The sequence below is a fragment of the Glaciecola sp. 33A genome (assembly GCF_002836745.1).
GTDB lineage: Bacteria > Pseudomonadota > Gammaproteobacteria > Enterobacterales > Alteromonadaceae > Glaciecola.
In genome coordinates, this window is the sequence record NZ_PJAR01000042.1 from 18486 (window position 1) to 41088 (window position 22603).

At 40.4% G+C, this 22603-nt stretch carries 22 protein-coding genes and 1 tRNA gene; 17 read left to right on the forward strand and 6 right to left on the reverse strand.

Annotated features, from left to right (window positions below; all coding sequences use genetic code 11):
• Positions 1-56: 56 nt before the first annotated feature.
• Positions 57-1154 (reverse strand): lipopolysaccharide assembly protein LapB, encoded by a 1098-nt coding sequence (locus CXF81_RS12825; protein ID WP_157825561.1) that lies wholly within the window; start codon positions 1152-1154, stop codon positions 57-59.
• Positions 1155-1433: 279 nt separating this feature from the next.
• Here CXF81_RS12825 and CXF81_RS12830 point away from each other — a divergent pair, with 279 nt between their 5' ends.
• The 10 genes from CXF81_RS12830 to CXF81_RS12875 all read left to right on the forward strand — a co-directional run bounded on the left by CXF81_RS12830 (position 1434) and on the right by CXF81_RS12875 (position 11527).
• A complete protein-coding gene (locus CXF81_RS12830) occupies positions 1434-1964 on the forward strand; it encodes a sigma-70 family RNA polymerase sigma factor (protein WP_101181756.1) in 531 nt (176 codons plus the stop codon).
• Positions 1961-2704, forward strand: coding sequence for an anti-sigma factor domain-containing protein (locus CXF81_RS12835; RefSeq protein WP_101181757.1), 744 nt, complete (start codon positions 1961-1963; stop codon positions 2702-2704). The genes CXF81_RS12830 and CXF81_RS12835 overlap by 4 nt, the downstream gene beginning before the upstream one ends.
• A 172-nt stretch (positions 2705-2876) precedes the next feature.
• A complete protein-coding gene (locus CXF81_RS12840; RefSeq protein WP_101181758.1) occupies positions 2877-4481 on the forward strand; it encodes a DUF4331 domain-containing protein in 1605 nt (534 codons plus the stop codon).
• 20 nt (positions 4482-4501) lie between these two features.
• Positions 4502-5038: an Ig-like domain-containing protein gene (locus tag CXF81_RS12845; RefSeq protein ID WP_101181759.1), complete on the forward strand. Its 537-nt coding sequence runs from the start codon at positions 4502-4504 to the stop codon at positions 5036-5038.
• Positions 5039-5130: 92 nt separating this feature from the next.
• Complete coding sequence (locus tag CXF81_RS12850) at positions 5131-6198, forward strand: lipopolysaccharide assembly protein LapB (RefSeq protein WP_232771939.1); 1068 nt, start codon at positions 5131-5133, stop codon at positions 6196-6198.
• Positions 6195-7304, forward strand: coding sequence for a HupE/UreJ family protein (locus tag CXF81_RS12855; RefSeq protein WP_101181760.1), 1110 nt, complete (start codon positions 6195-6197; stop codon positions 7302-7304). Before CXF81_RS12850 ends, CXF81_RS12855 begins: the two co-directional genes overlap by 4 nt.
• A 330-nt stretch (positions 7305-7634) precedes the next feature.
• Positions 7635-8549, forward strand: a complete 915-nt coding sequence (locus tag CXF81_RS12860; RefSeq protein ID WP_232771918.1) for a divergent polysaccharide deacetylase family protein — start codon at positions 7635-7637, stop codon at positions 8547-8549.
• A gap of 106 nt (positions 8550-8655) precedes the next feature.
• Positions 8656-9141 carry a MerC domain-containing protein gene (locus tag CXF81_RS12865; RefSeq protein ID WP_232771919.1) on the forward strand — a complete coding sequence of 162 codons (486 nt, stop codon included), beginning with the start codon at positions 8656-8658 and terminating at the stop codon, positions 9139-9141.
• Positions 9142-9247: 106 nt separating this feature from the next.
• Positions 9248-10369 (forward strand): GGDEF domain-containing protein, encoded by a 1122-nt coding sequence (locus CXF81_RS12870; RefSeq protein WP_101181761.1) that lies wholly within the window; start codon positions 9248-9250, stop codon positions 10367-10369.
• 126 nt (positions 10370-10495) lie between these two features.
• Positions 10496-11527, forward strand: coding sequence for a metal-dependent hydrolase (locus tag CXF81_RS12875; RefSeq protein ID WP_101181762.1), 1032 nt, complete (start codon positions 10496-10498; stop codon positions 11525-11527).
• Between the two features lie 85 nt (positions 11528-11612).
• On the opposite strand, the gene CXF81_RS12880 is transcribed toward CXF81_RS12875, so the two are convergent.
• The 5 genes from CXF81_RS12880 to rsgA all read right to left on the reverse strand — a co-directional run bounded on the left by CXF81_RS12880 (position 11613) and on the right by rsgA (position 17401).
• Positions 11613-13487 (reverse strand): TonB-dependent siderophore receptor, encoded by a 1875-nt coding sequence (locus CXF81_RS12880; RefSeq protein ID WP_101181763.1) that lies wholly within the window; start codon positions 13485-13487, stop codon positions 11613-11615.
• A gap of 304 nt (positions 13488-13791) precedes the next feature.
• Positions 13792-14535, reverse strand: coding sequence for a glycerophosphodiester phosphodiesterase (locus CXF81_RS12885; protein WP_101181764.1), 744 nt, complete (start codon positions 14533-14535; stop codon positions 13792-13794).
• Positions 14526-15407: a DMT family transporter gene (locus CXF81_RS12890; RefSeq protein ID WP_101181765.1), complete on the reverse strand. Its 882-nt coding sequence runs from the start codon at positions 15405-15407 to the stop codon at positions 14526-14528. The genes CXF81_RS12885 and CXF81_RS12890 overlap by 10 nt, the downstream gene beginning before the upstream one ends.
• A 5-nt stretch (positions 15408-15412) precedes the next feature.
• On the reverse strand, positions 15413-16291 hold the full coding sequence (gene asd, locus CXF81_RS12895) for an archaetidylserine decarboxylase (RefSeq protein WP_101181766.1): 879 nt from the start codon (positions 16289-16291) through the stop codon (positions 15413-15415).
• 78 nt (positions 16292-16369) lie between these two features.
• Positions 16370-17401: a small ribosomal subunit biogenesis GTPase RsgA gene (gene rsgA, locus CXF81_RS12900; RefSeq protein ID WP_101181767.1), complete on the reverse strand. Its 1032-nt coding sequence runs from the start codon at positions 17399-17401 to the stop codon at positions 16370-16372.
• 97 nt (positions 17402-17498) lie between these two features.
• Here rsgA and orn point away from each other — a divergent pair, with 97 nt between their 5' ends.
• The 7 genes from orn to CXF81_RS12935 all read left to right on the forward strand — a co-directional run bounded on the left by orn (position 17499) and on the right by CXF81_RS12935 (position 22337).
• On the forward strand, positions 17499-18056 hold the full coding sequence (gene orn, locus CXF81_RS12905; protein ID WP_101181768.1) for an oligoribonuclease: 558 nt from the start codon (positions 17499-17501) through the stop codon (positions 18054-18056).
• An 80-nt stretch (positions 18057-18136) separates the two neighbouring features.
• Positions 18137-18212 (forward strand) — tRNA-Gly (locus tag CXF81_RS12910).
• Positions 18213-18303: 91 nt separating this feature from the next.
• A complete protein-coding gene (locus tag CXF81_RS12915) occupies positions 18304-18798 on the forward strand; it encodes a DUF4442 domain-containing protein (RefSeq protein ID WP_101181769.1) in 495 nt (164 codons plus the stop codon).
• A 238-nt stretch (positions 18799-19036) separates the two neighbouring features.
• Entirely contained in the window at positions 19037-19417 is a 381-nt protein-coding gene (gene maoP / locus CXF81_RS12920) for a DUF413 domain-containing protein (RefSeq protein WP_101181770.1), read from the forward strand.
• A gap of 206 nt (positions 19418-19623) precedes the next feature.
• Positions 19624-21339 carry an acetolactate synthase 3 large subunit gene (locus tag CXF81_RS12925; RefSeq protein ID WP_101181771.1) on the forward strand — a complete coding sequence of 572 codons (1716 nt, stop codon included), beginning with the start codon at positions 19624-19626 and terminating at the stop codon, positions 21337-21339.
• On the forward strand, positions 21339-21836 hold the full coding sequence (ilvN, locus tag CXF81_RS12930; RefSeq protein ID WP_006009842.1) for an acetolactate synthase small subunit: 498 nt from the start codon (positions 21339-21341) through the stop codon (positions 21834-21836). Before CXF81_RS12925 ends, ilvN begins: the two co-directional genes overlap by 1 nt.
• 291 nt (positions 21837-22127) lie before the next feature.
• Positions 22128-22337, forward strand: a complete 210-nt coding sequence (locus tag CXF81_RS12935; RefSeq protein WP_006009840.1) for a cold-shock protein — start codon at positions 22128-22130, stop codon at positions 22335-22337.
• The last annotated feature ends 266 nt before the right edge of the window (positions 22338-22603 follow it).

Below are 22603 nucleotides of genomic sequence, written 5' to 3' on the forward strand. Positions count from 1 at the left end.
TTTTTCATTGTAAAAATGCAAAGCTACTGCGGCTTTATCACTCCTTATTTTATGATCTACAATTGCTTCTTCAACTTGTTGACTTGTTTCCTTAAGTCTTTATTGTCTGCTACCAATATACTCATCAGTAAATCTGATGCCGCCTTCTTATTGCCGGATTGAATATATAACTCCGCAATTCTTGCTTTTGCCCACTCCATGTTAGGCAGGTTATTGGTATCAAGTTTACTGCTTTCGACAGCGGCTTGTAGCTTGCCCATCGCCGCGAGGCCTACTTCAGTATTTTCTTTGGTTACCACTGCCGTGCGACCCACTTGATAAAGTGCATTCAATTTTGCACTCATATTTCGAATATAACCGCTTTGTGTTTCCCCTGTTGCAGGGTCTATAGCGAACTTCGGCTCTGGCATCCCAGCAGCTTGCTGGAATAGAGGAAAGGCTTGCTTGTAATCCTCCTGCTGTGCGTAGTAAGTAGCTAATCTAAACACAAAGTTAATCTCATACGGAAAGTCAGTTATTGCTTTTTGCAATGCTTGAGTGGCTTTTTCGGGCTTGTCGGTCAGTTGGTAAAACGCAACTTGTGACGACACTCCTTCTAGCGTATTTGCTTTTTGAATTGCTTGCAATTGTACCAACGCAAGCTCCTCATCGCCTCCTGCAATTGACGGTGCTGCAAGATAGAAACTCATCAAGGCTTTGCGATATTTAACCGTTGTTGGCTCCAGTTCAGTTGCCTTTACGAAACTATTTAACGATTTTTCGGCATAGCCTAAGGCACTAAAAATTGAACTTTGTGCTTGGTTTCCCATAATAACACCGCGTAAATAATGCAATTCTGCGTTTTTTGGAAAAGCGCGTACCGCCTCATTAGCCGTTTCTTCAGCATTATCCATATCAATGTTAGCTAAGTTTGAAATCATAGCGGCGTAACTTGCTGGGGTCTTAGCGACTGATTTTAATAAAGTAAATGCATCCTTGTACTTGCCTTGATCATTCAATGCTTTTGCTTTTAGCACTATTGGATTTACATCTTTAAATTGCGATTTTGGAGCTGCCGCAAATGCTGATGACAACGATAGACTTGCACCTAGGCTTACACTGAATAGCATCCAGAAGATGCCTACCGGTAATATATTAGGGGGTGATAGAGACATAGTAATTCCTTTTCGGTGCCGGCAATTTATGGCTATATGAGCGTTTTATTTTTATACCCCTAGCTTAGAGGGTTGTATATGAATATCAACTGAATGTAGCTATTGTCATGATTTAGTGTAGTTTAGCGCTCAATTTACTGGATTTCTGTCGAAGTGCATTTTTAGCTTGAATAAAGATTACTTTTTTGAACATAAAATTATTTATATTTTACAATTCATTTTTTGCATCCACCTTGCTGAGTCGCTCGTTTGGCTAATTAAGTGAAATAGAGGATTGTTATGGAACATGAAGAACTATTTTTTTTGCTGAAGAAAGTTGCTGTAGGCAACCAGCCCGCTTTTAACCAACTATACAAGATTACCAGTGGGCAACTTTTCGCTGTTGCACTTAAAATGTTAAAAAATAGAGATAGCGCCGAAGAAGCTTTGCAAGAGGCCTACGTTAGTATTTGGTATAAAGCTGATTACTATAAAGAAGGTCAAGGCACAGTACTAACTTGGATGGTGAGCATCATTCGTTACCGCGCCTTAGATATGCTGCGAAGCCAAAAAGTTAAAAAAGAAGACGATTTATCAGACGACATATTGAGCGAGTTAGACGCAACCGAAACGACTGGATCTGGATATGATATTAAAATTGAAGGCTGTATGAAAGAACTTGACCAACAGCAAAGGCAGGCAATTCATCTGGCCTATTTCAACGGCTTATCGCATTCCGAAGTGGTGGAACATTTGGATCATCCTTTAGGCACTATCAAAAGTTGGATTAGACGCGGATTAACCAGTTTACAGAGGTGTTTAGGTATATGAATTACGACAACCCACCATTAATATCTGCGTTAGCAGCTGAATATGTGCTTGGCACATTGAGGGGCAAAGCCAGAGAAAGATTTGAAGCGTTAAAATTTGAAAATGAAAATGTAGTCAAAGAAATTAAGTATTGGGAATCACATTTAAATAAAATGGCTTTGCATCTTCAGCCAATTGAGCCAAGAGAATATGTCTTACAAAATATACGACAACGATTAGGGTTTGTTGGCGCCGAAAATAGGGTTAGTGATGCCCCCGTAAATACAAGCAGTGTCAGACAATTTAAGCAACATAAAACGACTCAAAAAGATAAACATATGATCTGGAAATGGTGGTCTGGGCTGGCCACAGCAGCGGCACTAATTCTTGCAGTTTTGGTTTCAATAAACATTAAGGTTGATACTACGCAGCAAGTTCAGAGCCTTGCAGTCATAAGCAATGAAGACGCGCAAGTATTGTGGTCTATCGATGTTTTGGCGAACGATATAAGAGTCAAAGTGACTTCTTTTGTACCAAACCTGCCAAATAATGATTATCAACTTTGGATAGTTCCTGCTTCAGGTGCCGCTCCTATTTCAATTGGCGTAATGCAGCAATCGGGTGAGTTCTATTTATCGAAGCCGGTTGAGTTTGATAATATTGATATTGCGGCACTAGCGGTAAGTAAAGAACCAAAAGGAGGATCACCTAATGGAGCCCCGACAGATGTTCTTCATGCTGTTGAACTTGCGTTTATGTAAGTAAAGATATGCGCATGGAGCAGCATTTATTGCTGCTCCAGCCATCCCAAGAGTCGATTTCAAATCCCCCTTCAAAAATTACTTAATAAAAAAAAATTCTTTTGCATCCAATACAGACCCTCATGCGTTTGGTTTCCTGAATACCTAATTTATACCAATAAAGGAAATTATAATGATAAACACACGAAATACTAAAATAGCACTTGCGATAACTGCAGTGCTAACCGCTGGTGCAGCAAACGCATCAAGTCACCGTGAAGCGCCAAACATGACTAAAACACCAACAGTAGATTCAACAGATTTCTATATGTTTAATAGTTATGAAGAAGGTCGTGGCGATTTCGTCACCATAATTGCTAACTATATTCCTCTTCAAGATGCATACGGAGGTCCAAATTATTTTGCAATGGATCAAGATGCTACATATAGCATTCACATTGATAATGATGGTGATGCAAATGAGGACCTTACGTTTGCTTTTAATTTTACAAAGTCTAGTCCTGGTATTGCATTAGATATAGGCCCTGAAGGTGATAAGAAGTCCATCGCTGTGCCTTTAGTCAATGTCGGCGGAATTTCTGCAGGTAACGACGGCGCTGCAAACTTTTCTGAAACTTATGAGGTGTCTTTGATTGAAGGCTCAATGAGAAACGGAACAAGAACGGCGATAACCAGAACAAGTGGTGCCAGTGTTCAAAGTGATTATGGCAGCCAATCTACATTTGAAAAGCCATTAGATTATATCGGTAATAAAACATTTACAGATGAGGCCGGTTACTCTGCCTACGCAGGCGCTTACATTTATAACATGCAAATACCAGGTTGCTCTACTGAAGCAAAAGTTTTTGTCGGCCAACGTAAAGACGCATTCGTGGTTAACTTAGGAAAAACCTTTGATTTAGTCAACTACGTTCCTGTTGAAGGCGATAGTGTCCGAGGAAATGGGGATGGTAATGGTTTTCCAGATGGTATTACTCAAGATTCGTCTAACGATGACTTGATAGATAAAAATGTGACAAGTATCGCAATTGAAATACCTAAAAGCTGTATAACTGGCGAAGGAAACGGCGTTGTTGGTGGTTGGACTACAGCAAGTTTACCGCAAGTGAGGATTCTTAATCCAAACGCTACTTTCGATAAGCCGGCAAAGAGTGGTGGTGCACTAACACAAGTATCTAGACTGGGTTCACCATTAGTTAACGAACTAGTTATTGGTTTAAAAGATAAAGATGCATTCTCTTCATCACATCCAAAAGATGATGGTCAATTTGCTGACTATGTAACTAACCCTTCTTTACCTGAGTTATTGAATATTTTGTTCTTAGACGCCGTCAATGCCCGCACCGGCGGTGGATTTGAAACACTTGCTCCAACTAACTTCCCTAGAGTCGATTTAGTCACTGCATTCTTAACTGGTTTTCCTGGTGTGAATCAAATGTCTACGGTTACGGCATCTGAAATGCTACGTTTGAATACCGGTATTGCAGCGAGGCCAGCTGCTGAGCAGAGCCCATTTGGCGTCGCTGGTGATGATCTAGCTGGTTTCCCAAATGGTCGTCGTCCTGGTGATGATGTCGTAGATATCGCATTACGCGTAGTTATGGGCGCACTGTGCCACCCAATCCCTATCAATGGCGAACCACAAAACTTAGGTCTTTGTGAAGAGAGTGATGCGAGTGTTGGAAATCAAGCCTTTACTGACGGAGCGCCAAGCGACGCTAGTATGATGATGACAGCTTTCCCATACTTAGCTACTCCAATTGCCGGTTCTAAGTAATAATAGTTAAGGAGACAATTATGAAGATTAAAAAGTCTGTAATCAAAGTGGCGATAGCGATAGCTGGTGTTATAAGTTTATCTGGCTGTTTCGATAGTGATAATGATAAAGCGGCAACTGACGTTGCAGTCGCTTCCGCTCCAGTTAACGAAGCCCCTATCGCAATGTCTGTCGATTTAACTACGCAAACTGAAGTGGCTATCACTGACCAGTTATCAGGCTCAGATCCTGAAGGGCAAGTACTTACCTTTGAGCTCTCTTCAGAGCCTCAGTCTGGTAGTCTGACGATTGATGAAGATGGTACGTTCACATACCAGCCATTCAATGAAGTGACGGGTTCTGATGCGTTTACATACATGGTGACCGACGTTGGTGGCTTAGAGGCATCTGCAACAGTTAACATCACTATCGAAGTGTTGCAGTTATCATTCTTTAACTATAGTCGTCATGCATTTACTGCACCACAGAGTGATAAACCATTGTCGCTAAATGGCAGAGAGCTGGCTCAAGATTCAAATGATCAAAGTGATTACCAAGATTTGTTAGACGGTAACTAAATCGATTTTGCCAAGGATGGCATTTCTAATTCCATTGATCCTACCATTTATTTTTAAATTTATTACTAGGAGTACCCCTTCTCGTGAAACGCATGACTTTACTTTTGTTACTCTTTTTTATCTGTTCTAACAGAGCCTTCTCATCAGAGTCTTTCGTGCCTTATTCATCTGAATTTGTGGTCGCTAAATGGCCAGTACAAACATTAGGTTTAAACGTAAGTAATCAAATACAAAATCTACTCAATGACGCTTCTTATCCTGGCAATAGCGCAAATTATTCCATTGCAGCAAGCCTACTTAAACAGTCCTCCACTCAAGACCTGTCAGTGCTGGACCGATTATACTATGGGGCAGTCATAAAACAGCACTATCATCGATTTAAAGAAAGTAAAGAACTACTCCTTACTTTGTTGAAAACACAAGCTAAGAATCCTAATGCGTTGTTATTACTGTCCAATATGTATTCTGTTTTAGGAGAGCATCAACTCGCTGAAAAGATGTGTATTCGTCTCATCTCAATCGCTCCGCAAACTTTCGTCGCTACTTGTGTACTCAATGTAAGAGCGCAAGAGGGTGATTTAAAATCAAGTCTGGAACAACTCGCTACATTTTTGAAAAACAATGATTTAAGCGCTCAAAGTAATGAAGGCTTAGGGATATGGTCAGCAGAGACTCTCGCTAGCCTTGCCAGAGCGAATGGCGAGCTTAAGCGTGCACAGCGAATACTAGCACCTTATATCGATAAAAAAGTGCCGGTCAGTTTTTGGGTCCTTTGGTCTGATATTGAACTCGAATTAGAGGATCCAGAGCGTGTAATGAATCGTCTTCAAAGTATTGTTAAAAGTTCACAGAATCAGGATGATGCTCTTATTTTAAGACTTGCTTTAGCGGAACAGCGATTAGTTCCGCTAAAAAGTGTGTGGCTAGAAAAGGTGCGCGCAAGAATTGATTTGAGAGAATCTAGAAATGACACAGAACACGCTTTCGACATTGCCCTTTATTACTACTTTATTGAACGTAAATATCACAAAGCACACTCTTGGGCTCTGATTAATTGGGATAAAGCAAAATTATTAGACGATAAGAATTTATTAAAAATGACTCAAGATGCTTTGCAAATGCTTCCGGCAGACAAACAGTTCATGGGCGACGATAAATGATTATTCGTAACATATTTTTTCTATTTGCTTTGTTGTTTCTGAACAATGTAGTAGCGCATGAACTAAGCACAACTTTTATCGCGGCTGAACTTAGCGAAGATGGCAGTCTAAACGGACAGGTAAAGCTCGATGTTTTAGACTTAAAAGAAGTGATTACACTTGATATCGATGCCAACGGTGAATTAACTTGGGGGGAACTGGAAGTGAGTAAAGTCATCGTCCATACCTATATTTCCAATGGTTTACGTTTTTTCGCGGGTACCGATCAATGTATGCTCAACTTGAATAGCCCGCTTGAGCTACAAGAGTTGAATGGTGTTACTTATCTAGTTGTCCCTTTTTCTTCAGAATGTCCAAAAATGAGTAAGTTACGTTTCGAGTATTCACTACTTTTTGATGCAGCGGCCAATCACAAGGCTATTTTCAGTTTGCTTGTCGAGTCACAGCAACATGTTTTTATAGTAGACGATGAAAACAGCCGAAATTCGATAGATGTTAGTTTAAATGAGAACTCATCATGGGCTACATTTGGGGCGTTTATTTACCAAGGTATATTTCATATTCTTATTGGTCTTGATCACATCCTATTTTTATTCACCCTATTATTAACGTTATGTCTCTATCGTCACCTAAATGAGTGGAAGAACATAGAGTCTAAAAAAATCATTATTAGAAAAACACTGGTAATTATTACTGCATTTACCGTTGCACATTCAATCACCTTATCAGGCACGGCGCTTGGTATTATTCCAGTTATGGGTTCTTGGATTGAAGTCGCTATAGCTGCGTCAATATTATTTAATGTTATCAATAATTTATTCCCGATGATTAAAAAATTGGGCGTCATTACGTTCATTTTTGGTCTAATCCACGGCATGGGTTTTGCGGGGGCATTGTCTGAGTTTGGTTTTACTAAAGAGCATCAATTATTAAGTGTACTAGGTTTTAATTTAGGTGTGGAAATCGGGCAGTTGGGTGTTTTAATCATTTTCTTACCTATTTTGTTATGGTTAAGAAAAAGCAATTATTACAAATCGTATGGAATGCAACTGCTGTCCCTTTTGGTCGGAGGACTAGCTATATACTGGATAGTAGAACGGTGGTAGAAGTCACTACTCAATGAGCATCAAAACCCTGAAAATGACCCTTAGATAGTTTAACGAGTCAGTATGTTGGCTACTCTGTTCTTTTGAGTAGATATTTAAAACGATAATTTGTAAGGAAAATTTGTATTATAAAAAATTAAAAATCAATCGATACAATGGTTTGCGTTAAAATTTACGTGGTGAGTTGAATTCTTCAAATTAAATTCATTTAGGGCCTTCATTTTGTGTGCAATTATTGCAGGGCATTGATATCCTATAACTGACTAATAATAGTAAACAACTTGTGTTACCGAATAAGTAGTTGGTGACGATGAGTGAAGAAGAAGAAGTGTGCTAAAAAAAATAACCATAGTCATGCTATTGGTTTGCGTTAGTTTACTTGCAGATGCAACTCAGCTATTGACTAAAGATAGCCAAACTAAAATCAACTCGGTGACAACGACATCAGCGAACGTGAAATTAGTGAGTTCTCAACAAGCAAAGCAATATTCAAGCTATAAGCAAAAAAAGGCTCAGATTGCCATCATTATTGACGATATCGGAAACAAACGAGCCGATGCCGACGCTTTCTCTCTCCCTAAAAAAGTCACCTTTTCGATATTACCGCACGCACCTTTTTCGACGCAATTTTCAAGCTATTCCTATCATCAAGGGAGAGAAGTTATGCTGCATATGCCGATGGAGTCATTGCATGGTGACGCCCTAGGCGATGGTGCTCTACTCGCTAGTATGTATCCTCAAGAAGTCGAAAATAACTTATTGTCAGCCTTAGAGTCAGTACCTCATGCTATCGGCGTGAATAATCATATGGGCAGTAAACTCACGCAAATTACCTTGCAGATGAACGCAGTTATGGACGTTCTTTATAAGCACAACTTATACTTTATTGACAGCCGCACGACGAAATTTACCAAAGCATATATAATCGCGCAGCAGCATGGTGTGGCTAGTGCTCAGCGACATGTATTCCTCGATCATCATGCAAATGAAGCATTCCTTGAAAAGCAATTTGACCAGCTTATTCGAAAAGCCAGACGCGACGGGTCGGTGATTGGTATAGCCCATCCATATAAAATCAGTATCTTATTTTTACAACGAAAATTGGCTAATTTACCTGATGATATTGAGCTAATTACGGTAAGTGAATATCTGTCCGTAGGCGGCAGCGAGAGCATCGATAGCTTTGAACAACCAAGACTTGCAAAAGAAACAATGTTACCGACAACTGACATTGCACCAGAATAAATACACTTGTGTCGTTTTAATACTTTTACACTTCTTAAATTAGATGTTATATTATAACGCTAACTTAACACATGCCGATACCATTCGGCTTTTTCGAGAAGAGTAAATGAACAGCAAAGTAGCTGACGTTAAACCAGAAGTACTAAAAGCAGAAATAGGGGCACTTGTATCTGTGCAGTCTGCTGTCGGGGCTAAAACACAAAATGCAGTTTTGGACCGAGTGGGTATTTGGACGTCTAGCATTTGTGCTGTACATTGTTTGCTTTTACCAATTCTGCTGCCCCTTGCACCCTTAGTTGCCAGTAGTGTTTTTGCCGAAGTATGGTTTGAGCGTATGATACTAACATTCTCAATTTTGGTCGGCTTTGCCGCCTTGTTTGTCGGTTTTCACAAATATCATCGTCAACTTTATCCTTTGTATTCACTCGCACTTGGGGGGTTAATATACTGGAATAAGGATATATTTGGTCACGAATATGAACCCTTCACTATTGCTATTGGTGCTTTCCTCATTGTTGCTGCTCACGTGACTAATATGCGTCTGTGTAACAATTGCAAAAGCTGCGAAGATAAATGCGGGTCGGCAAATTAGTACATTGCTTCTTGCGTGCGTAAGTCAAAGCTAAATTCAGCCTAATTTGAAAAAGTAATGCAACGCGCTATACTCAAGTCTACTTATTGAGATAGGTATTTGTCATTTGTCATTTTATTTTTTATTGAACGATGCGCTAAAAGACTTTAAAATTTCAATAGCTTCTAAACTAATGCGCGGCTTTTCTATTATCGTCTGTATCGCTTTGCCGCTGTCACTTATGCGGTGGTTTGAGATTGGTTTTCAGCCGGTTTTTTTACTCCACATCGCAATAACAATCATCATTTTAGCCTGCAATTTTAGGCCCAATAAATCTAACTACGAATTAGATTTTGTGGTCATTATCTGTGTTCTTAGTCTCATGATTATCGCTGGAATGCTGTCATTTGGACTACAAAGCGGGGTGATTACATTTGCTACGTTCACCTCTTTCTTAGTCGCGGTGTTATGGGGTATCCGCCCTGCCATATGGTTCTCTGTTTTTTGGTGCTTTTTTGTTCTTGGTCTCGGATTTTTATTTGTTAATGAATTGCTTGAATATTCGGTAAAACCTGAAATCTACAGTGCGACATTTGGTTCTTGGGTAATTGTTGCGATAGGTTCGGGGTTATCAATCACCTTAATATTGATCCTAGCATCGCAAGGTTTTAAAGCGCTTTCTAAACAATTTGAAATAATTGAATTGCAACAACAGGAAATAGAATACTTAGCAAATCACGACGCCCTGACGGGATATTATTCTGCTAGGCTGGCAGTTCCAATGTTAAAAAGTGCCTTGAACACGGCGAAAAGAAAAACTCACAAAGTTGCCGTTGTATTTGTAGATTTAAATGAATTTAAACAAATAAATGATAACTTAGGTCATGAAATTGGTGACGTTGTGTTAACTGCTGTTGCAAAACTGTTCAGGGAAGAAATGAGAGATATGGATACCGCTGTGCGTATTGGTGGCGATGAGTTCCTGTTTGTTTTGCCAAATTTACAATCCCCCGACGAAGCTTTAGAAATAGTCACTAGATTAATAAATAGACTGTCTGCATTTTGCTCAATAGGTGTTCACAATTTATCGGTGAGTGCTAGTGCTGGTATCGCCATTTACCCTGATGATTCACTAAGCGCTTCCAAACTGAGAAATTTTGCGGACAAGGCAATGTATAGCGCTAAACAAGACGCTGTGCAGATTAAATTCTACCACGACTTAAAAGAAACTTTCCACGCTGAGCTTTGATACCAACACATTTATAACAACCACTATTTGTAGACTATATTTTTATGGATATATCGCTATTTTTTTTGGCTTTTAAGAATGCTTGATTTACTATCATAAATAGCATTATAAAAAAATTAAGAAAACATGGATTCTTTGACACAAGTCGCGTTGGGCGCAGCCGTTGGATATGCTGTACTGGGAAGTAAAGTTGGTCGTAAAGCCGCCGTCTGGGGCGCAGTTTTAGGCACGTTACCCGACTTAGATGTGTTTTTACCCTATGCTGGCGAAGTAGAGGCATTTACCTACCATCGCGGCTTCAGTCACTCTTTTTTCGTTTATCTTTTCGCTAGCCCGGTTATAACTTGGTTAATATTAAAACTGCATACTAGCGACCAGCAGTATAAAAAAGAGTGGTTTTGCTTAGTGTTTTTAACTTTATCGACGCATGCAATTCTTGATAGTTTGACTGTGTATGGCACTCAATTAATGTGGCCCCTCACTGAATATCCATTTGCTGTCTCCAATATGTTTATTATTGACCCCATGTATACCTTGCCTTTATTGCTGGGCATTGCTTTTGCGCTATTTCCAAAGGTAAAAACGACAACAGCCCGGCACATGAATTTTTTAGGATTAGCGTTAAGTAGTGTCTATATTTGTTGGTCTCTTATCGCTAAAGTCGCGATTGACCATAAACTCGAAACTGCACTGAGCAACAGCGGCATACAAGTAAATGACTATATTAGTACGCCTGCGCCATTAACTACGATGCTTTGGCGCATTGTGGTTATGTCTGATGGGCAATATTATGAGGGCTACGCTTCTATTTTCGATGATCCACAAGATATCACCTTGGATGCTTATCAAACTTATCCGGCGCTGCTGAACAGCATTCAAGATGAATGGGGTGTTAAACGTTTGCAGTGGTTTACTCGGGGATTTTACTCAGTGCGGCAAAAAGAACAAAAAGTGATCTTGTCTGACTTGCGAATGGGAGTTGAGTGCAGTTACGTATTTAACTTCGTCGTGGGTGAAAAAACAATGTCGGGTATTCGGGTAGGAGACTTTGCGAAAGTAAGTGAACGGCCAGACTTAAGTAAGGTAGGCCGCATTTGGGATAGGATTTGGGACCCTAGTATTTCCTTGGCTCCGTCTTTAGTTGCCAATGATTGCTAGGAAAATAATAATTCGTTACTGAAAACTACTTTATAAGTTTCATACAACTAATAAGGTGGGGCAATGCCAAGGACTTTATGCAATTCTACCAGTGGTACGTAGCACTGAGCGTGTATTGTTCTCCTCGGCCGGGTGTGCCAGGAACCTCCTCAAAAGATTCATCCCAAAGATTGTCAGCTGCAAGCATAATATCCAGCCCTTTCAACTGCGATGGAGATATCTTTAGCGTAAGGTGTGTAAATAATGCATCGTCATCGCCGTTGCGTAGTGTATTTTCTTCTTGTTTACGCCACTCATTATCAACACGGACTTCAATCATGTTGGTAGGACGCCAAATAACACCTAATGTTACGCGATGATCGGGGTAGTTCAATGCATAAAAGCTAGCATCGATATCAGTAGCGCCATAATCTTCAGATTTATTAAGGAAGGTATAGCTGGTAATGATCTCTGCGTTATCTAAACGCTTTATGGCAAGTAGTTCCAGACCTAAAGTTTTTATATCGACCGGGTTTGCAGAGCGCGCAGAGCTTGAACTTAAACTATAAGTCCAATCGGTTAAATCATCATCTTGTCGATAAAAAATAGCAGAATCAAGACGCCAAGTATCTCGTTCTAATGCCAAGCCTAATTCAATATTTTTAGTGGTTTCTCGCTCAAGGTCATAGTTACTTCTGAATAGCCCACCCGTATTACTGCCACCGATAGCTGTATAACCGGGCACTTGACTGGCTTGAGCATAAGAAAGATAGACAATTTGAGAGGTGTTGTCAGCATTTATCGTGTTCAACGTTATATCACCAATTAGTGACATTTCGGAACCATCTCGGTTAGTATCGTCAAAAGTCGCGCCGAGGCGATACGTTAACTGTCGATCATTTTGCAGATCCACGCGGTATTCAGGTAATACACTGAGCTTGTAATAATGACGAGAGGTAAAGTTATTTTCAAGCGTGGTTGATTCGATACCATCTGCTATAAACTGTGCTGAATAATTGAGTGCAAAGGATACTGTTTGTACATGACGCCCAGAGAGCGCTATCGATTTAACATCAGTTTCGTGAAAAGCCTCAAATATATCTGGGTTTTCACGTGAAAAAATATAATGGTCATTATGACGACGATAGTAAGTAGAAATTTCAAATATGCTGTCTTGTGCGTAATATTGTTTATGATTAAGTATCAATAGTCGCGCTTTAAGGTCTTCAGTTTCATTGAAATTAAATGGTGTGTACATATTTGGCCAACCAAAGAATTTCTCTTGAGCACCAAAGAACAAGTCAGTTTGTGATGATGGCCCAACTAACTGAATACGACCAGATGCACGTTGAAAATCGTGGTCGCCATTTTCTATAGTACCGTCACTTTCAGAGCGAGAGAACTCACCTTCAAAACCGATAGTCCAATCTGTAAAGTCACCCAGTGCTAAAGTCACACCACTGTGAATTCGTTGTAAATTAAAGTTGTTATTACCCGCGCCAATAGAAACGCTGCCAGAAGTTTGTATGGGGGTCCACTCACGCGAAATAGTTCCCACCGAGCTGTTAACACCCAGAAGCGCATTGTCTACACCAGTCAGCACGTTCGCGTCACTTAACATTTCCTGAGCAATAGGAATTTCTGCAAAATAATGCCCGGTTTGCGGATCAAATAATGTCGCGCTGCCTATTCTAAATCCTGTATTTTCAAAAATGCCACCACGAATTGTTACATCGGCTTGAGCTTCGGCCATATTGCGCGACTGTAGGTCAACACGTGGATCATATTCTAGATTTGAAACTAGTGAACCAAAGGTTCCTACCGGCTTGTTATTTGCCGTTGCTGAACCTTCAACCGTAATTTTCTCAATATGATTTACTTCATTGCTATTGTCGGGTTTGTCGGATCCATTGGACGCCGGTGAGAATGTTGATACGCTAAATAACAAGGCGGGAAAAGCAATTTGTACAACTCGAATCATGTTTATGTTCTCTGTTTACGTTGTTAGATCTATTAGTAACACCGATTATTTTCTATTACCCCACCCAACCATATGAGCAACTAGCAGAGCGCGTCGTTCTCTCTATTAGTGCTATATACCTATCATACATTGGCAATAGATGAGTGCTTGCCAACGATGAATATGAACACGCTTACCCTAAGGATAGCTTCCGACCGCAAGCCATATGGAACAAATAAATTTCCTTATGTTCGCTATGGCCCCGCCCTTTAACTGGCGAAAGGTTAATCCAAAAATATGAAAAAACGTTATTTAGTTTGACACTTTATTGTGAGCCCACACTTGCTCTTTGTGTAATTAATTGCATCGCCCAGTCTGGGCGATCTGTAAATATGCCATCGACGCCGATGTCTAGAAGCTCTAATAGCGTTTCTTGATGATTCACCGTGTAACACCATACCTTTTTGCCACGCCTATGTGCATCATCTACAAAGTCAGCATTAACTGTATTCCAATCGGTGCCAGCTATTAATACGCCGAGACTGCTTGCGTATTTAGCGTGATCAAAGGGGGCATGAGCAATTAATGCCGCGAATTCCACGGGGTACGCTTCTTCAGATAATAAATCTGCTTCTGTGAAGTCACTGAAACTGGCCTTTATAGCCATCAGTAAAGGATGATCAAAAGATGAAATTACTACTCTGCATTGATGTGTTGCAATTAGATGTTTTACATAGACAACAAACTCTTGAACTGATTGCAGTGATTTTACCTCAATGTTCAATATGACTCTGTTGCCTATGAGCGCCGCGACCTCGCCCAAAGTCGGTATTGGCTCTTTATCTTTGACCCGCAGTTGACGCGCTTGGTCCAGTGGCATATCAAAGATACGACCTTCACCATTGGTCAGTGTGTTTACGTATGGATCGTGAAAAACTAAAAACTCGTGTTCAACTTGATGAATGTCGAGTTCAATTGCATCAACCTCAAGCTTTAGCGCTTGTTGAAATGCAATAATTGTGTTTTCAGTATATTGGCTGCTAAAACCGCGATGAGCAATTACGAGCATTGTTTGGCTTTTTGGTTTTCTCTATGGGTATTAATAGTCTCGTATACCGCCGCAGAAATTACCAGTAAACCACCAACTAAAGTTTGCCAGGTAGGCTGCTCATTAATTAAAATCATTGCAAATAGAATCGCGTAAAAGGGCTGCATGCAAGCAACTAAGGAAAATGTTTTTGCACGCAAATGCTTCAGAGCACTAGCAACCATAGCGTGTGGTACAGCAGTAAAAAATGTACCTAATGCAACCAGTAACCATAATGTATTTAAGTCAATCATTGCCAATTCATCGGATACAAAAAAGACCAACGTAGGGCATATGATGAGTGTTTGCCATGCCATCGCTTTTGCGCCGCTGTAATGTGAAAAATAATGGCGATGTAGTAAGTTACGAATGGCATAAAGAAAAGCCGAAAAAACACCCACAATCACACCTAAAGTCACTTCATTTTCCAATGACGCATCGGGAACGATTAGGGCGATACCAGCTAACACCACAAGCGCACTCAATATGTCTTGCCATAGCAAGCGGTTTTTCTCAAAATAAGGTTCAATTAGCACTGTGATTACCGGAAACGTAAATAGCGCAATAATACCAACGGATACGCTGGACAATTGCATCGCCATAAAGTAAGTGACCCAATGCACAGCCATAATGATGCCAAGACCGAATGCAATCAAATAGTCTTTGCTTGAATTCAGCCGCAATCCTTCACCGGTGAACTTAGCCACTGCAAAAAGTAGCATACACGCAATTAAAGAACGACCAAAGGTGATGTCAATTGAACCCAGTGGGATTAATTGCGAAAAAAGTGCGGTGCCGCCTAATAGCATTACAGTAATATGCAATGATATTAGGCTTTTCTTAACGGGGTCCATCAACGCTATTCAGAGTCGCTTGATGTTTCAATTTTTTCTTTGACAACCGCAAATGGTTGACCTAAACGTGTCACCATACCCGCTTGTAAGTTCGCAAATTCAATGGCATTTGGTTCGAAACAAACCACAATTGTTGAGCCTAATTTAAAGAGCCCCATTTCGTCTCCCTTCTGCAAGCTAACATCTTGATCTTCATATTGCCAATGTTGCACTGTTTTTCCTGCGGGTGGCGTTATGTTACCGGCCCAAACCGTCTCAATACTCGCAACAATAGTGGCACCAATCAGAACAATTGCTACTTTGCCTACGGGAGTATCAAATATGGTCACAACACGTTCATTACGCGCAAACAATCTCGGCATATTTGCAGCTGTTAAAGGATTGACCGAAAATAGCTCGCCAGGAACATGCAACATATCAGTAAGTTTGCCGTGAATGGGCATGTGAATGCGATGGTAATCCTTTGGTGATAAATAAATAGTAGCAAAGTCGCCGCCTTTAAATATACCTGCTAGCTCGGGTTTGCCGCCCAATAATGTGGTCAAACTATAATTATGACCTTTGGCCTGAAAAATCTCGTCACCGATAATTTTTCCGAATTGGCTTACTCTTCCATCAACTGAATGGCAAAGCTGTTTGTTATTTTCCTCGATAGGCCGAATGCCTTCTTTTAGTTGGCGTGTAAAAAATGCATTAAAGGTTTTATAGTCGCTTGGCTCAGAATATTTAGCTTCGAACATATCCACTTTAAATGCTTTAATAAAAATTCGAATAAAAAACTGGGTAATAACGCCTGCTTCAGCCGCAGCTAACCAACCGACGAATCTTGACGTTAAGTGTTTAGGAACTATATATTGAACGTGAACTTTAAACCAATCTAGCACTGGATTCTCTCGATAATTTAGACTTCGTGATTGTACAACAAAGAACAAACGAATGAGAAATTAAGTTCTTATGTGAAATTACCCTTTCGAATAAGAGGGACTGTTTTCTTCCAAAGAATCGACAATTTTATGATAGCTCTCATAACGATCTTCGGTTATTTTTTCATCCATCACAGCCTGTCTGATAAGACACCCCGGGTCGGTTCCATGTTTGCAATCGGTAAACTTGCAGCCTCCTATATAATCACGAAATTCAATGAAGCCAGAGGTTACTTTTTCAACAGGTAAGTGCCAAAGGCCAAATTCTCTTACTCCTGGAGAGTCAATTAAGTCGCCGCCTTGCTCAAAATGTAATAATTTTGCCGCGGTTGTTGTATGTTGCCCTAAGCCTGAGTTTTTAGAAATATCACCAACCATCTCTTCTGCGTCTGGAAGTAACTGGTTAATGATACTGGACTTACCTACACCACTTTGGCCAACAAAAACGCTAATTTTATCTTTTAGTAAAGTGGACAGTTCAGCAATACCTTCTTGGGTGACACAACTCATGTAGATTACTCTGTAACCAATTTCCTCATAGATTTCGACGACCTCTTTTACATACTCACGGTCTTCGTTACTTAACAGCTCCATTTTATTTATAACAACAACGGGCTGGATGTCGACGTCTTCGCATGCAACTAAATAGCGGTCAATGATGTGGGCTGACAGTTGAGGAACAATAGCAGCCACAATAATAATTTGATCTATGTTAGCGGCGATAGGTTTTACACCATCATAAAAATCGGGTCGAGTGAGGGTTGTAATTCGGTCCAAGACAACTTCAATTACGCCACGGTCTCGCGAGTCATCCGATTGAGAAGGGCGAAACAACACATTATCACCGCAAACAACAGAGGTAACTGTTCGGCGAATATGACATTTATGCACCTTGCCATCGTCAATGGATTCGACATTCGCGTGTTTTCCAAAACGGCCAATAACGCGACCTTTTAATTCAGCACCAAGGTGCTCATCGCTATGCGCAACTTGTTTGCTTGCTAAGCGTTTTGTGCGGTTATCTTTGACTTGTCGTTTTTGACGATCGGATAGTTTTGGTTGTTTAGCCACGTGAACCTTGCTGATTGAATACTTGTTGGCGAAATACTAATTTGCATGTTACCTTTTTTCATCTTTATTTTCATGATATTTAATGACAGGGGTAATCATGTCGCCGAATGAATCGTTTAATGACTCAAATTTAGTTTGGATTGATATGGAAATGACAGGGTTAGACCCTGAGGCTTGCGTAGTCATGGAAATCGCAACCATTGTAACAGACAAAGAACTTAATATATTGGCTCAAGGCCCTGTCATTGCAGTGCATCAGTCTGATGATGTGCTTGATAATATGGATGCTTGGTGTGTTAAAACCCACGGTGCGACAGGGTTGACGGCTCGTTGCCGCGCGAGTGTATACGATGTAGACGCGGCGACGAAAGAAACCATAAAGTTCCTAGAGACATACGTAGCGAAGGGGAAGTCTCCTTTGTGCGGTAACACAATTGGTCAAGACAGACGTTTCCTGGTTAAATATATGCCAGAGTTAGAAGCGTATTTTCATTACCGAAATGTGGATGTAAGTACAATTAAGGAACTAACAGCCCGTTGGAAACCGGAGATACTTGCTGGATTCAAGAAGAAAGGGGTTCATTTAGCATTAGACGATATTATCGAATCAATTGATGAAATGAAATTTTACCGAGAGAATGTGTTTAAGATTTAGGCGATTACAGGTTATTTTACAAATAATTGCAAATTAGACTTGCACTGCTCGAGTATTTTTGTAAAATGCGCCTCCATATTGCGGGAATAGCTCAGCTGGTAGAGCACGACCTTGCCAAGGTCGGGGTCGCGAGTTCGAATCTCGTTTCCCGCTCCAAATATAAAAAAGCACAGTTTTTACTGTGCTTTTTTGGTTTTTGGCTCATCTATTTTAGTTCCTAATTGATTTACTTACCTAGGCGATTTTTATGTTCATACCAAACCCGCTGAGAATCTTTGCAGACAGGGCGATGAAAATGCCATTGTGGCTGCGTTTTAAAATATTGACTTGGATGTTTAGGTATAAGGTAAAATTAGTTGGAACCTGTAAGATAGAAATAAAAGAAACTGACCTGAAAAGCGTCACATTCTTTGTTAAAAACCGTAATAAAGTACAAAATCATATCGGCAGCGTTCATGCGGCGACGATGGCATTAATCGCTGAATCAGCAACCGGTTTCGTCGTAGGGATAAATTTACCTGGCGATAAACTTCCTCTCATAAAAAACATGAATCTTAATTATGTAAAGCGAGCTTATGGCGATATGCAGGCCATTGCGAGTCTTACTGATGAGCAAATACATATTTTGCAGAATGAACCCAAAGGCGACTTTCTGGTTAACGTTAAAGTAACGGATGAAAGTGGGAATGAGCCTGTCATCGCAGAAATGCATTGGGCATGGGTTGAGAAAGATAAAAAATAATGAGTCGAAGTATCGTTAAAGATACGATGCTAGTTACTTACTGATGTCCTGCCAATAGACGCTTTTTTTTTTAAAACAGAAACTTAATGGCACTCATATTCGCATGCCCACGCGTCGGTATTCTTTCACTATTTAAATAATATAAAAATTAGCAGTTGACAATACGCAAGTTCCGATCACTAATGCGGTTTGTCAGCAAGTCCCATTGTTTTTGTCTTATTTCAGGGAGCAGTTTCTTGTGTTAAATATGAATAGCGAATCACTGTTAAAACGTATGTTTAGCGATGCTAAGCATTATCCTTATGGTTTTTCTCGTTCTGGTGATTTTTCTATCGCTGAGAGCAAGGCTCTATTGCAATATGGTTGCTTAATTGCCGCATTAGTTGACGGACATTTATTACCATCAAACGATGAAGAAATAGGCTTCATTGAATCTGCGTTTGGACGCAAGAAACCAGAGACTGCTCCTGAGCGTGCTTGGTTGAAGTATCAAAGCCGTATCAATCGACCAAAATATGCAAGTATACACGGTACGACAAAAGCATTGAATGAGAGCCGATTGGATGACGATCTAGTAAACGATAAAGATGATGATGTAAGTATTGATGTGGATGAATAATTAGGTGTTTTATCCTATTTACAAGCTATTAACATTCATATATTAGTATTTTTATCCTAATATTTTTATATATTAGGATGGCATTTACATCTATTACGATATTTTTTCACTTTTTGGTTCTTTTGGGTTTTATCTTTGGTTCGGCTACGCTATATTCGAGGTGTGACCTTATTTTATATGATAAAAATACTTTAGGAGAGAACTCTGTGAAAATGATGTCGGGCGCTGCAATGGTGGTAGAAGCCCTAAAAGAAGTTGGCGTAACGCACTTGTTCGGTTATCCGGGCGGCGCGGTATTGGATATCTATGATGCCTTGCATGCTCAAGACGACATTAAGCACGTGCTCGTGCGCCATGAACAAGCCGCGGCGCATATGGCTGATGGCTACGCGCGTGCAACAGGCAAAACTGGTGCGGTCTTAGTCACATCTGGACCGGGCGCAACAAATACGATTACTGGCATAGCGACTGCTTTTATGGATTCGATTCCAATGGTCATTCTGTCTGGCCAAGTACCTTCTATGCATATCGGAGAAGACGCCTTTCAAGAATGTGACATGGTGGGGATCTCTAGGCCGGTCGTCAAACACAGTTTTCTGGTCAAAAAAGCAGAAGATATACCAATGGCAATCGCAAAAGCATTTTATATTGCGAATACGGGTCGTCCCGGTCCTGTGGTTGTTGATTTACCTAAAGACATCGTAAACGTTCAAGATTCACATCCTTATGTTTTTCCTGATGACGTAACAATGCGCTCCTACAATCCGACCTTGAAGGGCCACAATAAGCAAATCAAAAAAGCGGTTGCGTCAATGCTAAAGGCACAACGCCCTGTTCTTTATGTCGGCGGCGGTGCGATCGTAGCCGAGGCTGGTGCTTATGTGACCCAATTGGCAGAGCTGCTACAAGCACCTGTTTGCAGCACACTCATGGGCTTAGGCGCTTTTTCATCTGTACACCCTCAGTTTATTGGTATGTTAGGCATGCACGGCACGCTTGAAGCAAATAAAACAATGCACAATTCAGATTGTATTATTGCTTTGGGTTCGCGCTTTGACGATCGTGTCACTAACAATGTTGACAAGTTTTGTCCACATGCTGACATTATTCACGTAGATATAGACCCCGCATCGATTTCAAAAATTGTGAATGCACATATTCCCGTGGTTGGTTCTGTTGATAAAGTGGTGTTGCAAATGTTAGACCTGCTTGCTGATGCGGACTTCGCAAACCAAGAACAGAAGGTTGCTGATTGGTGGCGACAGATTGAAGAATGGCGAAGTAAAAAATGCTTGCAGTTCGATCAGTCTAGTCAGGTAATAAAACCACAAAAAGTTATTCAGTGTTTGTATGAACATACCAAGGGCGATGCATATGTGAGTTCAGACGTTGGGCAACATCAAATGTTTGCAGCATTGTATTATCCATTTGCTAAACCTCGGCGTTGGATTAATTCAGGTGGGCTGGGCACTATGGGCTTTGGTCTTCCCGCCGCCATGGGCGTTCAGTTTGCGTATCCAGATGCGGTTTCTGTTGTGGTAACGGGTGATGGCAGTATTCAAATGAATATTCAAGAGTTATCGACTTGTTTGCAATATGGTTTACCTATTAAAATTATTTCATTGAACAACCGCGCACTCGGTATGGTTCGTCAATGGCAGGATATGAATTATAAGGGCCGCCATTCTTGCTCATATATGGAATCAATGCCTGATTTTGTTAAGTTGGCTGAAGCTTATGGTCATACTGGAATTAAAGTAGACCATCTTGATGAGCTAGATGATGCAATGGCTCGTTGTTTTGCGACTCCTGGGCTAGTCTTCATGGACATAATGGTTGACCAAAATGAACACGTTTATCCGATGCAAATTAAGTATGGTGCCATGGATGACATGCGCTTGAGTAAGAAGGAGCGTACATAATGAGAAGAATTATTTCAGTATTAATGGAAAACGCACCCGGTGCATTGTCAAGAATAGTCGGTGTGTTTTCCCAACGCGGTTTTAACGTTGACTCTCTTTGCGTAGCCCCAACTGACGATGAAAGCTTATCTCGCTTGACTATTATCACGCAGGGAGATGATAAAGTTATTGAGCAAATTACTAAGCAGGTAAATAAGCTTATTGACGTACTCAAAATAGCAGAATTAACTGAAGGCCCGCACATTGAACGCGAATTAATGCTTATTAAGGTAGGCAACAAAACAGAGTTGTCGCGTGCCGAAGTAAAACGAAATGTGGACATTTTCAGAGCCAGAATACTAGATGTAAATGCCAATAACTATACGATTGAAATCACCGGTACGAGCGATAAACTTTGCGCGTTTGAAGATGTAATGTCACAGTGTGGTGATATTATCGAGTCCGCACGCACGGGTGTTTGCGGTCTTGCAAGAGGCGATAAAGCGCTGCGACCTTAGTTTTTGTGCGTGTGATTAAGAGAAGCACCATTGCTCAAATTTGTTCAATTAATTAGCAGTTTCAGTGAATAAAGATTTGCAACGGTGTTTTTTGTGCTACACTCCAATTGTTTCTGAAAAGACAACGTTATTTAGTTTGATACTGTAAGTGCTATAAACCTCTTTGCTCACGCCCGTGACATTAGTTAGACGTTTTTCCATTTGTTAGTAAAATCTCAGTAAGTCATCTTCCCAGAAATTCGAAATGCGCAGCTATTTGCGCGGTTAAATTTACATATATTTGAGGTTTACATGTCTAAAGTTACAGGCACAGTTAAGTGGTTCAACGCTGATAAAGGTTACGGTTTTCTTACACAGGACAATGGCGGCAAAGACGTTTTTGTTCATTTTAGAGCTATCGTTGCTGAAGGCTATAAAACTCTTCCAGAAGGGCAGAAAGTGTCTTTCGAAGTAGAAGAAGGCCAAAAAGGTTTGCAAGCAGCAAACGTTGAAACAATTTAAGTTTCTTATGAGGTGATGCATCTGCATCGCCTCGTTTTTTCATTTAAGGTTAACTTATCCTTATCAATAAATTTCAATTCCAAGATGTTACAATCCTCAAAAGTCAATATTCAACACATGTACATTAACACCCTCAAATAACTCGGTATTTTACACTGGTGCAATCCCCAAATAAATATCCTTTAAACGCGTTCAATTCTTAAATACACTAAATTACTTATGCCAACTGCACATAGTATAATGAGCATACTGAGCAATATAAAAAG

Coding starts and splice junctions, on each gene's coding strand:
- CXF81_RS12875 (WP_101181762.1), top strand. CDS start 10,496: ATGGATTCTTTGACACAAGTCGCGTTGGGCGCAGCCGTTGGATATGCT.
- CXF81_RS12885 (WP_101181764.1), bottom strand. CDS start 14,535: ATGCTCGTAATTGCTCATCGCGGTTTTAGCAGCCAATATACTGAAAAC.
- CXF81_RS12840 (WP_101181758.1), top strand. CDS start 2,877: ATGATAAACACACGAAATACTAAAATAGCACTTGCGATAACTGCAGTG.
- CXF81_RS12835 (WP_101181757.1), top strand. CDS start 1,961: ATGAATTACGACAACCCACCATTAATATCTGCGTTAGCAGCTGAATAT.
- CXF81_RS12865 (WP_232771919.1), top strand. CDS start 8,656: ATGAACAGCAAAGTAGCTGACGTTAAACCAGAAGTACTAAAAGCAGAA.
- CXF81_RS12850 (WP_232771939.1), top strand. CDS start 5,131: ATGACTTTACTTTTGTTACTCTTTTTTATCTGTTCTAACAGAGCCTTC.
- orn (WP_101181768.1), top strand. CDS start 17,499: ATGTCGCCGAATGAATCGTTTAATGACTCAAATTTAGTTTGGATTGAT.
- CXF81_RS12935 (WP_006009840.1), top strand. CDS start 22,128: ATGTCTAAAGTTACAGGCACAGTTAAGTGGTTCAACGCTGATAAAGGT.
- CXF81_RS12890 (WP_101181765.1), bottom strand. CDS start 15,407: ATGGACCCCGTTAAGAAAAGCCTAATATCATTGCATATTACTGTAATG.
- CXF81_RS12845 (WP_101181759.1), top strand. CDS start 4,502: ATGAAGATTAAAAAGTCTGTAATCAAAGTGGCGATAGCGATAGCTGGT.
- ilvN (WP_006009842.1), top strand. CDS start 21,339: ATGAGAAGAATTATTTCAGTATTAATGGAAAACGCACCCGGTGCATTG.
- CXF81_RS12825 (WP_157825561.1), bottom strand. CDS start 1,154: ATGTCTCTATCACCCCCTAATATATTACCGGTAGGCATCTTCTGGATG.
- CXF81_RS12830 (WP_101181756.1), top strand. CDS start 1,434: ATGGAACATGAAGAACTATTTTTTTTGCTGAAGAAAGTTGCTGTAGGC.
- CXF81_RS12855 (WP_101181760.1), top strand. CDS start 6,195: ATGATTATTCGTAACATATTTTTTCTATTTGCTTTGTTGTTTCTGAAC.
- CXF81_RS12915 (WP_101181769.1), top strand. CDS start 18,304: ATGTTCATACCAAACCCGCTGAGAATCTTTGCAGACAGGGCGATGAAA.
- CXF81_RS12880 (WP_101181763.1), bottom strand. CDS start 13,487: ATGATTCGAGTTGTACAAATTGCTTTTCCCGCCTTGTTATTTAGCGTA.